We start from the raw sequence: 14922 nt of genomic DNA, 5'->3' as shown, positions 1-14922 counted from the left end.
AAGAAGGAAATCTCGCGACTGATCAACACCTCGTTCCGCAAGTGCGGTCTGAAGGAAACCGTGGTGCTGGCCGACAAGCTGCTGCAAAACGGCTTCCGTCTGGCCACGCGCGCCGGCATCTCCATCGCTGTGGACGATATGCTGGTCCCGAAGGAAAAGCCGGGCCTGATCGAGCGTGCCGAGAAGGAAGTCAAGGAGATCGAACAGCAGTACGTCTCCGGTCTGGTGACCGCTGGCGAGCGCTACAACAAGGTCGTGGACATCTGGGGCAAGACCGGCGACGAAGTCGGCAAGGTCATGATGAGCCAGCTGGCCAAGCAGAAGGTGATCGATCGCCACGGCAGCGAAGTGGACCAGGAGTCTTTCAACTCCATCTACATGATGGCCGACTCCGGTGCCCGCGGCTCTGCCGCCCAGATCCGTCAGCTCTCCGGCATGCGCGGTCTGATGGCCAAGCCTGACGGCTCGATCATCGAGACGCCCATCACGGCGAACTTCCGTGAAGGCCTGAACGTGCTGCAGTACTTCATCTCCACCCACGGTGCCCGTAAGGGCCTGGCGGATACGGCGCTGAAGACCGCGAACTCGGGTTACCTGACCCGCCGTCTGGTGGACGTGACGCAGGATCTGGTGGTCACCACCATCGACTGCGGCACCGACCAGGGCATCAACACCCGCGCACTGGTCGAAGGTGGTGAAGTCATCGAATCGCTGCGTGACCGTATCCTCGGTCGCGTGGCTGCCATCGATGTGCTGCACCCCGAGACCCAGCAGGTCATCACCAACGCCGGCGTGATGCTGGACGAAGACATCCTGGACCTGTTCGAAGCCGCTGGCGTCGACGAGGTCAAGGTGCGTACGCCGCTGACCTGCGGCACGCGCTTCGGCCTGTGCGCCAAGTGCTACGGCCGTGACCTGGGCCGCGGTGGCCTGGTGAACGCCGGTGAAGCTGTCGGCGTGATCGCCGCGCAGTCGATCGGTGAACCCGGCACGCAGCTGACGATGCGTACCTTCCACATCGGTGGTGCCGCGTCGCGCGCTGCCATCGCTTCGAGCGTGGACGCCAAGTCGGACGGCATCATCGGCTTCAACGCCACGATGCGCTACGTGACCAATGGCAAGGGCGAGCTGGTGGTGATTTCCCGTTCCGGCGAAATCATCATCTCCGACCAGCACGGCCGCGAGCGTGAGCGTCACAAGGTGCCGTACGGTGCCCTGCTGAACGTGAAGGCCGACCAGCAGGTCAAGGCCGGCCTGGTGCTGGCCACCTGGGATCCGCTGACCCGTCCGATCATCACCGAGTTCGCCGGTAAGGCCAAGTTCGAGAACGTCGAAGAAGGCGTGACCGTGGCCAAGCAGGTGGACGAAGTGACCGGTCTGTCGACCCTGGTCGTGATCGATCCGAAGCGCCGTGGCGCCGCCAAGGTGGTGCGCCCGCAGGTCAAGCTGCTGGACGCGTCCGGCGCCGAAGTGAAGATCCCTGGCACCGACCACTCGGTGACCATCGGCTTCCAGGTGGGCGCCCTGATCCAGGTGCGCGACGGCCAGGATCTGGCCCCGGGTGAAGTGCTGGCCCGTATTCCTATCGAAGGTCAGAAGACCCGTGACATCACCGGCGGTCTGCCGCGTGTGGCCGAGCTGTTCGAAGCCCGTTCGCCCAAGGACAAGGGCGCGCTGGCCGAGATCACCGGTACGGTGTCCTTCGGCAAGGAAACGAAGGGCAAGGTTCGCCTGCAGATCACCGATCCGGAAGGCAAGGTCTGGGAAGAGCTGGTTCCCAAGGAAAAGAACATCCTGGTGCACGAAGGCCAGGTGGTCAACCGTGGTGAACTGATCGTCGACGGCGCGGCCGATCCTCAAGACATCCTGCGTCTGCTGGGTATCGAAGAGCTGGCCCGCTACATCGTCGACGAAGTGCAGGACGTGTACCGTCTGCAGGGCGTGAAGATCAACGACAAGCACATCCAGGTGATCGTTCGCCAGATGCTGCGCCGCGTGCAGATCGTCAACCCGGGCGATTCGAGCTACATCTCGAACGAGCAGGTCGAGCGTTCGGAGCTGCTGGACACCAACGACAAGCTGCGCGCCGAAGGCAAGATCACCGCGACGTACAGCGATGTGCTGCTCGGTATCACCAAGGCCTCGTTGTCGACCGACTCCTTCATCTCGGCCGCTTCCTTCCAGGAAACGACCCGCGTGCTCACCGAGGCTGCCATCATGGGCAAGCGCGACGAGCTGCGTGGCCTGAAGGAAAACGTCATCGTGGGTCGCCTGATCCCCGCCGGTACCGGTCTGGCCTACCACCAGGCCCGCCGCGCCAAGGAGGACATGGACGAGACCGAGCGCCGCGCCATCGCCATGCAGGAAGCCCAGGAGCGCGCTGCGCTCGAGCTCGCTGCCCTGGGTGATGATGACGGTGACGATGCCACGGCGGCTCCGGCTGCCGAAGGTGGTGCTGCACCCACGGCTGCTGAATAAGCGGCCGGTGAGGCAATCGCCTCGTGTCGCCTGAGTTCATCGGGCGATGCGACAAAGGCGCCAAGGCTTTCGGGCCTTGGCGCCTTTTTCTTTTGTGCGCTCCAACTTGCGGCCGGTGCTAAGCGATCCGAACTTCAAGCGGGCCACGAGAGCACTCGCTGTTCATGATCAACAAACACTCAGGATGAGTGGCCTTCATGGGCGGCGAGAGCTTCATCGACTGGCGCTTGGGCACGCAGGCACAGTTCAATAGCGTGGTGCCTATAGGTTCTTCCAATGAACCACTTGTATGTCGTCGGCCTGGGTTGTCGCCCTTGTCAGATTGGTCGCGTGTTGTTGGCTTGCCTGGTCAGCGCACCCGAGTGGATGACGGGCAAAGCGCCTACGCCAAGTTTCAGCGCCTGAGTAATACCGACAAGCTGGGCATTGCTCTGCGCTCGGCAGCCTCATCGCTCGGTCCTGAAATGCAGGCCAAGGCAGCTGAGCTGATGTCTGCGACCAACCTGGCCATCATGGCGGGGGCTCTGGCCATATGGATCGGCGCGCACGCTACCCCCGTTGGCTGGGTGGTGGATATCGGGATGGTTGGCCTGGGCGTGGTAGCACTCGGGTATGAAGCCGTCCAGGTGATGAAGGAACTGCAGTCGTTCGCCATGGGCGTGGTAGCGGCGAAAAGCGAGGCCGATCTGATGGCGGCCGGAAAGCATCTGTCCAAAGCCATTGCCATCGTGGGTGTGGATGTTGTGGTGGCCATTCTCCTCAAGAAGGCCATGGTGAAGGTGAGGCAACCCGCTACTGCGGGAGGTGGTTCGGGCGGCGGGCAGAAGCTGTTTGGCAAGTACGATTCTGCGGCTCGCTCAAGCAAGCCTGTGGCTGCCTCACCATCTGCTGCGCCAGTGGCGAAAGCCGCAGAGCCTAAGTCAGTCTGGCATGCGACCACCAGTGAAGCAGCAACTCATGGGGTGCTCAAGGGCGTGGACACTGCGTTTCTCAACCCCAAAAGTCGCTTCGGAAAAGCCTTTTATGTGGCGGAGCCGCCGGGCACCACCTTGGACGAATTGGCACACCACGGGGCCAAGGCCACCCAGGGGATTCGCTACGAACTGAATCCCGATGCGGTGAAAGTGTTGGACCTGACCAAGCCGGATGTTGCGGCAGCCTGGGGATATAAGGGTGGTCCGATTACTCCGGCCACTCAGTCCATCGGTATCAAGGCGCAAGAACAGGGCTTCAATGTCATTCGCTTCTATTCGGAGCGCTCGGCCGGCGGGGTCAATAATGCCGTGCTCGATGATTTCAGCCAGATCCTCAAACCTGTCTTCGTGACTCCTGTGGTGCCATGAAACTTCAACTTTTCTCGTTCACCTGCGCAGAGTGCGGGAGCGTGTTCACGGCCTTTGATACGCCAGAGGATGGGTATGGCGACTTCCTGGTTCGTAGCCATGTTGCTGCCAGTGAGGCGCGTTTGCTGGCACTCATAGACCCGGTGTATGCCGAGGTCCGGAGTCTGATCGCAGCAAATCCGAGGACGGCGCCAAAGAAGGCCGGGTTGCAGGCCCACGCGTTGCAGCAGATCTATGGCGAGGTGGCTTGTGATCCGGACAGACAGGGCCATGCCTTTGGCTTGGACGTGCAGCCCATATGCCCTCAGTGTGCAAGCCAGCGCATGGCTTCGTGGGAACCGGTGGCCCCTGTTCAAACGCTGGACAAAGATGTGCCGCCTATCACCTACAGGCGTTGGATGGGCTTGTCACTGTCACAGAAGCAGCAAGCAGTTGATGAGGCCTTGCGTCACCATGGCTGGAGCAGTTCCAGCGGTGTAATGCTGCCTTGAGGCTTCGAAAGGCGAACGGGGCTTTTTTCTGACAATAGAGTTCAAACGGTCAGATCAGCCAGAATCGCCGTCAGCAAATGCCATGCGCGTTCCACCGACGCGATGTCGACCGACTCACCCGGGGCATGTGCGCCGCGGATGGTGGGCCCGAAGGACACGATGTCCATGCCCGGGTACTTGGCCGCGATGATCCCGCACTCCAGCCCGGCGTGGATCACCTGCACGTGCGAGTCTTCCTTGAACTCGCGCTGGTACACGCGCTGGCAGGTGGCCAGCAGCGGCGAGGCGGGGTTGGGCGTCCAGCCCGGGTAGTGCCCGGCGATCTCGGCCACCGTGCCCGACAGGGCCCACAGGCTCACGATCTGATCGGCCAGGGCCTGGGCGCCGTTGTCCAGCAGCGAGCGGATCATGAAGTTGCACGAACCGCCCGTGGGCCCAAGTTCGACCATGCCCAGGTTGTTCGAGGTCTCGACCACGCCGGGCACGCTCTGGCTCATGCGGTACACGCCGTGCGGGGCCGCGTGCAGGGTATGCAGCCACACGCTCTGGTCGGCTGCCGAGAGCACTTGCACGTCATTGGGCGTATTGCTGGCTGCGCCTTCTTCGATGGACAGCGAAAGTCCGGGCTCTACTGCGCCCAGTTCCCGTTGCAGCAGCGTCTGCCATTCGCTCAACCGGGCGAGCAGCGTGGCGCCTGACCCTGCAGGCACGGCCACCGTGGCGAAGGCCTCGCGGGGCAGGGCATTGCGTGCGGTGCCGCCGTCCAGTGTACACAGGCGCAGGGATGCGGCCTGATCTTGCGTCAGTGACTGCAGCACGCGCACCAGCAGCTTGATGGCGTTGCCGCGTTCTTCATGGATGTTGACGCCTGAGTGGCCGCCACGCAGGCCCCGCAGGGCGATGCGGTGCACGGCATGCCCTGCGGGCAGCGGTTCGGGTTGACCAGGGCGCACCACGTTCACGTCCGCACCGCCAGCGCAGCCCAGATAGAACTCGCCCCATTCTTCGGTGTCCAGGTTCAACATCAGGCGGCCTTGCAGCACGCCGGGCTGCAGACCGTGCGCACCGCCCATGCCGGCTTCTTCGTCGATGGTGAACAGTGCCTCGATGGGGCCGTGCGCCAAGGTGTCGTCTTCCAGCACAGCCAGCGCCATGGCCACGCCCAGGCCGTTGTCGGCACCCAGCGTGGTGTCCGGCGCCTGCAGCCAGCCGTCGTCACGGCGCACCGGCCGGATCGGATCACGCGTGAAGTCGTGCGTTGAGCCGCTGTTCTTCTGGCAGACCATGTCCAGGTGCCCTTGCAGCACGATGCCGGGCGCGTGTTCATGGCCTGGTCGGGCCGGCTTGCGCACCAGCAGGTTGCCGGTGGCATCGACCTGGGTGCTCAGGCCCCGGGCCTCGGCCCACTGGCGCAGGTGCTCACGCACGGCATCTTCCTGCTTGGAGGGGCGTGGGATGGCGCACAGCACCGCGAAGTGGCGCCACACGGCGGCAGGCGTCAGGCCCTGGATGAAGGATTCGTCGATGGTGGCGGGTGTGCTCATGTCGATTCAGGGGGCTCTTCGTCGGGGGCTGGTGGCTGCCAATCCATGGGCCAGTACAGCAGTTCGGCCAGCCGCGTGATCACCCACACGGCCTCGGGATCGCTCACCACCGCGTCCGGGCCGGTCAGGCCTTGGTGGCAGCGGCGCAGCACCTCGACCTGGATGTCACCCACCTCGGCATGCACGTTGCGGCAGTGCTCGGTCAGGTGGTTGGCCAGGTCCTCGCACAGCTCGTAGCGGTCGCGCAGTTCGGCCAGCGGCACTGTCAGGCGCTTGCGCGCATCGGCGTACAGCGCCTGGAAGGAGGGCGGGATCTCGATCTGGTATTCGTCGGACATGGTGCCCATTGTGCCGGCCTGGCCCCGAGCCTGCATTCAGGCCCGCGCCATGCGCCGCGCCCCGGCCAGGAACACGGCCAGCGCGGCCAGGCCCAGGGCCGAGCCCATTACCACCACGCCATGCCAGCCGCCCTGCGCGTACACGTACACCCCGCAGGCCGAGCCCAGCGCCCCGCCCAGGAAGAACGTGGCCATGAACAGGCTGTTGAGCCGGCCGCGTGCGTGGGGCGCCAGGGCGTAGATCTCGCGCTGGCTCAGCACCAGGTTGGCCGACACGCCCATGTCCAGCACGATGGCGGCCAGGCCCAGCAGCCCCAGCGTGAGCATCGAGCCCTGCGTGGCCGGCCACGTGAACGCGAAGGACAAGGAGACCATGGCCATGGTCGCCAGGCTGCCCACGTGTGCATGCCCCTTGTCGGCCATGCGCCCGGCGATGGGCGCCGCGATGGCTCCGGCCACGCCCACCAGCGCGAACAGCGCGATGCCGCTCTGCGTGAAGCCGAAGGCTGGTGAAGCCAGCAGCAGGGGCACGGTGGACCAGAACAGGCTGAAGGCCGCAAACAGGCCTGCGTGGCACAGCGCCCGCACCTGCAGCACGGGGTGATCGCGCATCAGCGCCTTCATCGAGCCCAGCAGTTCGGCGTAGCGGTGCGCATGCGGCGGCTGGCGCTCGGGCATGGCGCGCGAGAGCAGGGCGGCCAGCGCCGCGATCAGCACCGCCGAGCCCAGGAAGATCGCGTGCCAGCCCAGGTGGCTGGCCACGAAGCTGGACACCGGCCGCGCCAGCATGATGCCCAGCAGCAGCCCGCTCATGATGTTGCCCACCGTGCGCCCGCGCGCGGCCTCGGCCACCATGCTGGCGCCATAGGGCACCAGCACCTGCGCGGCCACCGAGCTCACGCCCACCAGCGCCATCGCGGCCAGAAAGGGCGCGGCCGAGGTCGACAGCCCCGCCGCCAGCAGGCCCAGCGCCGCAACCATCAGGCAGCGCACCACCAGCTTGCGGTTCTCCAGCACATCGCCCAGCGGCACGATGAAGAGCAGCCCCAGCCCATAGCCGATCTGCGACAGCGTCACGATCCAGCCGGCCAGGCGCAGCGAGATGCCCGTGCCTTCGCTGATCAGGCCGATCAGCGGCTGCGCGTAGTACAGGTTGGCCACGATCAGGCCGCAGCCGCCGGCCAGCAGCAGGGTCAGCCAGGCCGGCAGTTCGTTGTATTGATGGGGGGCATCCGCCAGGGTGGCGGTGGTGTGGGGGCTCACGTGGTCTTCTCCGGGGTAAAGCAGGGCGCCCCGACGAAGATCTCGCTCATGGCGCGCGGGTAGTGTCACGCAAACCCCTTGGCCGGATGGGCGCGGGGCTTTGCACGGGCTTGGGGCATGATGCGCGCTCGCCCCTGTCCGCGTTCCCGGTTCACGCACCTTTCATGCCGACCGCGCCTGTTCCTCCCGAAGCCGCACCCGATGCCGCGCCAGCGCAGCCCGTCCTGCAGCCGCGCCTGACGCTGCGCACGCTCACGCGCGGTGACGGCCTGCTGGGCCTGCGGCCGTCGGGCGCCTTCGGTCCGCGCGGCGGACAGGTCACCGTGGCCCTGGTCACCTGGCACTACCTGCGCGACGGCACCGAGCTGTGGGCCGGCCCTGCGCCCACCTCGGCCTGGCATCAGCGCGCGCCCGGGCAGACCAAGGGCATCGATGCCCAGGGCCAGGCCTGCCTGTTCCGCCGTGATCCCGATGCCGAAGCCGACGCGCTGGACGCCATCACCGCCACCGGCCTGCGGCCCCTGTCGGCCGACACCCTGCAGTGGCGTCAGCCGCACCTGCCCGATCAGGTGCTGGGCGAGCAGGCCCAGCCCTGGTCCCTGGTGCAGGAGGACAGCTTCGGCGATTTCTGGGCCGACCAGGCGCCCCTGCTGCAGTCACAGGGCTGGCGCATCGTCGTGGCGCCCGCCTTTGCGCACCTCAGCGTGCCGGTCACGGCCTGGCGCGCCATCGTCCAGCCGGACACGGGCGAGCTCCAGGGTCATGAGCCCACCGGGCCCTTGCCCGCCGCGGGCGCCCGGTTCAAGGCCCTGCTCGCGCCACGCCGCGAAGGCTCCTGGCTGCTCAGTCTGGGTGTGGAAGTCGAAGGCCAGGTGCTGGACCTCGCGCCCATGGTGGCTGATCTGGTGCGCCGCGACAGCCGCTGGCTGGGCGTCGAGTTCGTCACCAACCTGGACGACGAAGCCATCGTGTCCCTGCGCGCCCCGGGCGGCAAGCGCATCGACGCCCGCGCGGCGCCGCTCAAGGCCGTGGTGGCCGCCATGCTCGACCTGCTGCTGGACCCGAACCGCCGCGAAGGCCCCTGGCGCCTGTCCGAATGGGACAGCTTGCGCCTGCAGGCCCTGCGCCCCAGCCTGCAGGACACCCAGACGGCACGCGCCGGCCCACAGGGCATCTGGCAACTCCAGGGCGATGCCGGCCTGCAGGACCTGGCCCGGCGCCTGCGTGCCACCGAAGGCGTGCAGGCGGTGACGGCGCCCAGCGGCCTGGGCCTGCAACTGCGCCCTTATCAATTGCAAGGCGTGGCCTGGCTGCAGTACCTGCGCGAGCAGCACCTGGCCGGCATCCTGGCCGACGACATGGGCCTGGGCAAGACGGCCCAGGTGCTGGCCCATCTGCTGATCGAGCAGCAGGCCGGCCGCCTGCAGCGCACGCCCGCGCTGGTCGTGCTGCCCACCTCGCTGATCGCCAACTGGCAGGCCGAGGCCGCCCGCGTCGCGCCCAGCCTGCGCGTGCTCACCCTGCACGGCCCCCAGCGCGCGGGCAAGCTGCCCGAGTTGCCTCAGCACGACGTTGTCCTAACGACCTACCCCTTGCTCTGGCGCGACATCGAGCAACTGCAGCCTCACACCTTCCACCTGCTGATCCTCGACGAAGCCCAGACGGTCAAGAACGCCGCCAGCCGCAGTGCCGACGCCGTGCGCCGCGTGCGCGCCCGCCATCGCCTGTGCATGACCGGCACCCCGCTGGAGAACCACCTGGGCGAACTCTGGGCCCAGTTCGATTTCCTGATGCCCGGCTTCCTGGGCGATGCGCGCAGCTTCAAGCGCCAGTGGCGCGACCCCATCGAGGTCAACGGCGAAACCCTGCGTGCCCGCCTGCTGGCCGACCGCGTGCGCCCCTTCATCCTGCGCCGCCGCAAAGATGAGGTCGCCACCGAGCTGCCGCCGCGCACCGAGATCATCCGTCGCGTGCGCCTGGAGGGCCGCCAGCGCGAGCTGTACGAAAGCGTGCGCATGGCTGCTGACCACCAGGTGCGCCGCGTGCTGGCCAAGCAGGGCTTCGGCAACGCCCTCATCAGCGTGCTCGACGCCCTGCTCAAGCTGCGCCAGGTCTGCTGCGACCCAAGCCTGCTCAAGGGGCACCGCATCCCGCGCACCATGGAGCGCGCCAAGCTCGCTTGGCTGCAGGACACTCTGCCCACCCTGGTCGATGAAGGCCGGCGCGTGCTCGTCTTCTCGCAGTTCACCGAGCTGCTGTCCCTGATCGAGCAGCAACTGGATGACATCAAGCTGCCGCACCTCGTTCTCACTGGCGAGACCCCGCCCGCCGCCCGGGGCGACATCGTCGCGCGTTTCCAGGCCCTGCAGGCGCCGGTGCTGCTGGCCAGCCTCAAGGCCGGCGGCGTGGGCCTGAACCTCACGGCGGCCGACACCGTCATCCACATGGACCCGTGGTGGAACCCGGCCGTGGAGCAGCAGGCCACCGACCGCGCCCACCGCCTGGGCCAGACCAAGCCCGTCTTTGTCTACAAGGTGCTGATCGAAGGCAGCATCGAGGAGCGCATCCTGGCGCTGCAGGCCCGCAAGGCCGCCCTGGCCGATGCCGTGCTGAGGCAGGACGGCCCGGGCGCCGTCAAGTTCAGCGAGGCTGAACTGTTCCGCCTGCTGGAACCCCTTGAATGAGTGTCCCAAAAACAGCGAAATGCCCTGTTTTGGAAACATGGGGTTACCACCTAAAACTCCGGGTTTATGCTTAGAATGGGCCTCATCCAATGAAAGGGGTTCATCATGGCTCACGCATCCTCGTCTTTCGAACTGTCGACCCTGCCGCAAGACACCGCCGGCAGCGAGCGTCCCGTCACGCTGGAAAAGACGGGTGTCGTGCTGGGCTTCCTGGTGGGTCTGGGAGTGGGCGTGGGCGTCGTGTATGACGCCGTCGGCGCCAGCTTCCTGCCGCAGTGGTCGGCCACGCCCGCCACCGTGGCCGTGGTGGCCCTGTTCACCTGGGCCGGTCTGCGCGCCGCTGGCCGCATCGACCGCCTGCTGGGCCGCTGACCCCAGCCCGCCGCGCTGGCGCCTGATCGCTGGCCGGCACGTTCCAAGGCCCCGAAGCCGGGACCGTCCGTGAGTGCGGTGCCCGGCTTGATCTTTCTGGGCGCGCTTCCCTCCGTGCCTTCAGGCCTTCAGATCACCGAGACCCCCCGCTCCGCCAGCAGCGCCCGCAGGATGCTCCGGTGGCAGCGCGATTCCTCCTCGCAGTAGCAACCCATCGACATCGCCGCCGTGTGCGACAAGGCCGCCAGCAGGTCCAGCGTGCGCGCGGCCTGGGGCTCCGCCATTTCCTTGCGGTAGGCCTTGGTGAAGGCCGCCCAATCCTTGTCGCTCGCGGCCGTCTGCCCCAGCTTCATGGTCTCCACGCTGGGCGCCAGGTCCGGGTACCAGACGTCGTACCAGTTATCGGTGCTGAAGCGCTCCTTGGCCACGCCGCGCGGCGGCCGGCGCACCGTGCCCACCCTCAGGCCCTCATCCGGGCCGCGTGCGCTGCCCAGTCGAACGATGCGTATCGGCATGTGGATTTCCTCACTTACTTGCCAGTTCAGGGCCCTCAGCCTACAATGGAAGGCTTTTCGGCTTTCGCCTTTTGAACACTTGGTTCGGGCGAGGGCCGTTTTGTGCTTGTTTCAAGCTGCTTGGCGTGTTCGTTCAAATACGCCCAAGTGATTGATTTTCAAGTGATTTTTCAACGGGAACCAAACCAATGCCAACGATCAATCAGCTCGTGCGCCAAGGCCGCAAGGTCGAGGTCACGAAGTCCAAGTCGCCTGCGATGGAAAACTGTCCGCAGCGCCGTGGCGTGTGCACCCGCGTGTACACCACCACGCCCAAGAAGCCTAACTCCGCTCTGCGTAAGGTCGCCAAGGTGCGCCTGACCAACGGTTTCGAGGTCATCTCCTACATCGGCGGTGAAGGCCACAACCTGCAAGAACACAGCGTCGTGCTGGTTCGCGGCGGTCGTGTCAAGGACTTGCCCGGTGTGCGTTACCACATCGTCCGCGGCTCGCTGGACCTGCAAGGCGTGAAAGACCGCAAGCAGGCGCGCTCCAAGTACGGTGCCAAGCGCCCCAAGAAGGCCTGATCCCCTTCTGATAACAGGATCAATCGGCCGCAGTCATCATCGGCGCGTCACAAGACGGCGCCAAGCTGATGAGGTTGGCCGAGGTGGCGGTAGAACCGGATGGTCCGGGATCTGCCGAGTAAGTGGAGTCTTCAGCTTGTCTTTTTTTGATAAGGCTCCGGATGCAGGCGACTGGGCAAAACCAGGCCAGCATCAACTGAAGCATTGAAAGGAATCGAAATGCCTCGTCGTCGCGAAGTACCCAAGCGTGAAATCCTGCCCGATCCCAAGTTCGGATCGGTCGACCTGTCCAAGTTCATGAACGTGATCATGGAATCCGGCAAGAAGGCTGTGGCCGAGCGCATCATTTATGGCGCTCTGGAACAAGTCGAAAAGAAGGCCGGCAAGGATCCGCTGGAAATCTTCAACATCGCTCTGAACAACGTCAAGCCCGTGGTGGAAGTGAAATCCCGCCGCGTGGGTGGCGCGAACTACCAGGTTCCCGTTGAAGTTCGCCCCTCCCGTCGTATGGCCCTGGCCATGCGTTGGCTGAAGGAATCGTCGCGCAAGCGTTCCGAGAAGTCGATGGCCCAACGTCTGGCCAACGAACTGCTCGAGGCCTCCGAAGGCCGTGGCGGCGCGATGAAGAAGCGTGACGAAGTTCACCGCATGGCCGAAGCCAACAAGGCCTTCTCGCACTTCCGCTTCTAAACCACCACCCCTGCAGAACCCCCTGCAGCGGCGCCGGGCTCCACCAGGGCCCGGCGCCGTGACAATTGGAGTCACACCATGTCCCGCAAGACCCCGATCGAGCGTTACCGCAACATTGGCATCTCCGCTCACATTGACGCCGGCAAGACCACCACGACCGAGCGCATCCTGTTCTACACCGGTGTGAACCACAAGATCGGTGAAGTGCACGAAGGCGCCGCCACCATGGACTGGATGGAGCAGGAGCAAGAGCGCGGCATCACCATCACGTCGGCCGCGACGACCTGCTTCTGGAAGGGCATGGACATGTCCTACCCCGAGCACCGCTTCAACATCATCGACACCCCGGGTCACGTGGACTTCACCATTGAAGTCGAACGCTCGATGCGCGTGCTCGATGGCGCCTGCATGGTCTACTGCGCCGTGGGTGGCGTGCAGCCCCAGTCGGAAACCGTCTGGCGCCAGGCCAACAAGTACGGCGTGCCCCGTCTGTCGTTCGTCAACAAGATGGACCGCACCGGCGCTAACTTCTTCAAGGTCTACGACCAGCTCAAACTGCGTCTGAAGGCCAACCCCGTGCCCGTGGTGATCCCCATCGGCGCCGAAGACAACTTCCAGGGCGTGGTCGACCTGCTCAAGATGAAGGCCATCTTCTGGGATGAGGCTTCGCAGGGCATGAAGTTCGACTACCGCGACATCCCCGAAGAGCTCAAGGCTGACGCCCAGAAGTGGCGCGAAGGCATGGTCGAGGCCGCTGCCGAAGCCACCGAAGAGCTGATGAACAAGTACTTGGAAGAGGGCGACCTCACCGAGGAAGAGATCAAGGGCGCCCTGCGTCAGCGCACCATCGCCTGCGAAATCCAGCCGATGCTGTGCGGCACCGCCTTCAAGAACAAGGGCGTGCAGCGCATGCTCGACGCCGTCATTGACTACCTGCCCTCGCCCGTGGACATCCCCCCGGTCGAAGGCACGGACGAAGACGAGCAGCCCACCACCCGCAAGGCCGACGACGCCGAGAAGTTCTCGGCCCTGGCTTTCAAGCTGATGACCGACCCGTATGTCGGTCAGCTGACCTTCGTGCGCGTGTACTCGGGCGTGCTGAACTCCGGCGATTCCGTCTACAACCCCATCAAGGGCAAGAAGGAACGTATCGGCCGTATCCTGCAGATGCACGCCAACGAGCGTGAGGAAATCAAGGAAATTCTGGCCGGCGACATCGCCGCCTGCGTGGGCCTGAAGGACGTGACCACCGGCGAAACGCTGTGTGATCCGGACGCCATCATCACGCTGGAAAAGATGGTCTTCCCTGAGCCCGTGATCGCACAGGCGGTGGAGCCTAAGACCAAGGCCGACCAGGAAAAGATGGGCATCGCCCTGCAACGCCTGGCCGCTGAAGATCCTTCCTTCCGCGTGCGCACCGACGAAGAATCGGGTCAGACCATCATCGCCGGCATGGGCGAGCTGCACCTGGAAATCATCGTCGACCGCATGAAGCGCGAATTCGGCGTGGAAGCCAACGTGGGCAAGCCCCAGGTTGCCTACCGCGAGACCATCCGCAAGAAGGTCACCGACGTCGAAGGCAAGTTCGTTCGCCAGTCCGGTGGTAAGGGCCAGTACGGTCACGTCGTGCTGACCGTCGAGCCGCAAGAACCCGGCAAGGGCTTCGAGTTCGTCGACGCCATCAAGGGCGGTGTGGTGCCTCGCGAGTACATCCCTGCGGTGGAAAAGGGCGTCATCGACACCCTGCCGAACGGCGTGCTGGCCGGCTACCCCGTGGTGGACGTGAAGGTCACCCTGACCTTCGGTTCGTACCACGATGTGGACTCGAACGAAAACGCGTTCAAGATGGCCGCTTCGATGGGCTTCAAGGATGGTTGCCGCAAGGCCCAGCCCGTGATCCTCGAGCCGATGATGGCCGTGGAAGTGGAAACGCCTGAAGACTACGCCGGTACCGTGATGGGCGACCTGTCCTCGCGTCGCGGCATGGTGCAGGGCATGGACGACATGGTCGGCGGCGGCAAGATCATCAAGGCAGAGGTTCCTCTGTCGGAAATGTTCGGCTACTCCACCAGCCTGCGTTCGGCCACTCAAGGTCGTGCCACGTACTCCATGGAGTTCAAGCACTACTCTGAGGCCCCGAAGAACGTGGCTGACGCGATCATCACTGCTCGCGCCAAGTAAGGGCCCACCCCCTACGCGCTTCGCGCGCCCCCTCAAGGGGGCACAGCCATCGGACCGGCGGAGCCGGATCCTTGGCTGTTGCTTGATCAAGAGCGGTGTGTTGCGTAAGGGATGTGTGCTTGAGGTCATTTCTTGATGGCCTCGTGCCCGGGTGGTAGCATCCGGGCCCTTCCTCTTCATTGAGGAACCAAATCAAAGCTGGTCTTTGGCGCCACCTCGATCAAGTCGGTGTGGTTGGTTTGCTGCCCATGGCGAGCCAGTGCTGGAGACCTTAAACAGGCATGGGCAACTGTTCTTTTGTTGGAGAAACAAATGGCAAAAGGTAAATTCGAACGGACCAAGCCGCACGTGAACGTGGGCACCATCGGTCACGTTGACCACGGCAAGACCACCCTGACGGCTGCCATCGCAACCGTGCTGTCCAAGAAGTTCGGCGGCGAAGCCAAGGCCTACGACC

The 14922-nt window shown here is 65.0% G+C and carries 12 protein-coding genes and 1 pseudogene; 9 read left to right on the top strand and 4 right to left on the bottom strand.

What is annotated here, in order from left to right:
• From WAQ08_RS01085 to WAQ08_RS01075, 3 genes and pseudogenes are all read left to right on the top strand, one after another.
• Positions 1 to 2478: pseudogene (locus WAQ08_RS01085) on the top strand (DNA-directed RNA polymerase subunit beta'); the annotation flags it as partial.
• A 197-nt stretch (positions 2479 to 2675) separates the two neighbouring features.
• Entirely contained in the window at positions 2676 to 3821 is a 1146-nt protein-coding gene (locus tag WAQ08_RS01080; RefSeq protein WP_422188794.1) for an RES family NAD+ phosphorylase, read from the top strand.
• Positions 3818 to 4312, top strand: a complete 495-nt coding sequence (locus WAQ08_RS01075) for a hypothetical protein (RefSeq protein ID WP_422188793.1) — start codon at positions 3818 to 3820, stop codon at positions 4310 to 4312. Before WAQ08_RS01080 ends, WAQ08_RS01075 begins: the two co-directional genes overlap by 4 nt.
• A 41-nt stretch (positions 4313 to 4353) precedes the next feature.
• On the opposite strand, the gene WAQ08_RS01070 is transcribed toward WAQ08_RS01075, so the two are convergent.
• Genes WAQ08_RS01070 through WAQ08_RS01060 form a run of 3 tightly spaced genes read right to left on the bottom strand, consistent with a single transcriptional unit; the run spans position 4354 to position 7457 of the window.
• Complete coding sequence (locus WAQ08_RS01070) at positions 4354 to 5856, bottom strand: aminoacyl-histidine dipeptidase (RefSeq protein WP_422188792.1); 1503 nt, start codon at positions 5854 to 5856, stop codon at positions 4354 to 4356.
• Positions 5853 to 6194, bottom strand: coding sequence for a hypothetical protein (locus WAQ08_RS01065; protein WP_422188791.1), 342 nt, complete (start codon positions 6192 to 6194; stop codon positions 5853 to 5855). The genes WAQ08_RS01070 and WAQ08_RS01065 overlap by 4 nt, the downstream gene beginning before the upstream one ends.
• Before the next feature lie 36 nt (positions 6195 to 6230).
• The gene (locus WAQ08_RS01060) at positions 6231 to 7457 is read right to left on the bottom strand and encodes an MFS transporter (protein WP_422188790.1); all 1227 of its coding nucleotides are present in this window, start codon (positions 7455 to 7457) and stop codon (positions 6231 to 6233) included.
• A 164-nt stretch (positions 7458 to 7621) separates the two neighbouring features.
• On the opposite strand from WAQ08_RS01060, the gene WAQ08_RS01055 reads away from it, so the two are divergent.
• Positions 7622 to 10141, top strand: coding sequence for a DEAD/DEAH box helicase (locus WAQ08_RS01055; RefSeq protein WP_422188789.1), 2520 nt, complete (start codon positions 7622 to 7624; stop codon positions 10139 to 10141).
• 105 nt (positions 10142 to 10246) lie between these two features.
• On the top strand, positions 10247 to 10513 hold the full coding sequence (locus WAQ08_RS01050; protein ID WP_422188788.1) for a hypothetical protein: 267 nt from the start codon (positions 10247 to 10249) through the stop codon (positions 10511 to 10513).
• Positions 10514 to 10641: 128 nt separating this feature from the next.
• On the opposite strand, the gene WAQ08_RS01045 is transcribed toward WAQ08_RS01050, so the two are convergent.
• Positions 10642 to 11028: a DUF488 domain-containing protein gene (locus tag WAQ08_RS01045; RefSeq protein ID WP_422188787.1), complete on the bottom strand. Its 387-nt coding sequence runs from the start codon at positions 11026 to 11028 to the stop codon at positions 10642 to 10644.
• A 188-nt stretch (positions 11029 to 11216) separates the two neighbouring features.
• Here WAQ08_RS01045 and rpsL point away from each other — a divergent pair, with 188 nt between their 5' ends.
• The 4 genes from rpsL to WAQ08_RS01025 form a co-directional block, all read left to right on the top strand.
• Entirely contained in the window at positions 11217 to 11594 is a 378-nt protein-coding gene (gene rpsL, locus WAQ08_RS01040) for a 30S ribosomal protein S12 (RefSeq protein WP_422188786.1), read from the top strand.
• A 219-nt stretch (positions 11595 to 11813) separates the two neighbouring features.
• Complete coding sequence (rpsG, locus tag WAQ08_RS01035; RefSeq protein WP_125245534.1) at positions 11814 to 12284, top strand: 30S ribosomal protein S7; 471 nt, start codon at positions 11814 to 11816, stop codon at positions 12282 to 12284.
• A gap of 78 nt (positions 12285 to 12362) precedes the next feature.
• A complete protein-coding gene (fusA, locus tag WAQ08_RS01030; protein WP_422188785.1) occupies positions 12363 to 14465 on the top strand; it encodes an elongation factor G in 2103 nt (700 codons plus the stop codon).
• A gap of 312 nt (positions 14466 to 14777) precedes the next feature.
• Positions 14778 to 14922, top strand: a 145-nt coding sequence (locus WAQ08_RS01025; RefSeq protein WP_230411639.1) for a GTP-binding protein, incomplete at its 3' end; no start/stop codon positions are given.

Source organism: Aquabacterium sp., assembly GCF_049274795.1.
In the GTDB taxonomy this organism is placed as follows: Bacteria; Pseudomonadota; Gammaproteobacteria; order Burkholderiales; family Burkholderiaceae_C; genus Aquabacterium.
Note: the sequence above shows the minus strand (reverse complement) of the source record. Positions and strands in the feature narration are given on the sequence as shown.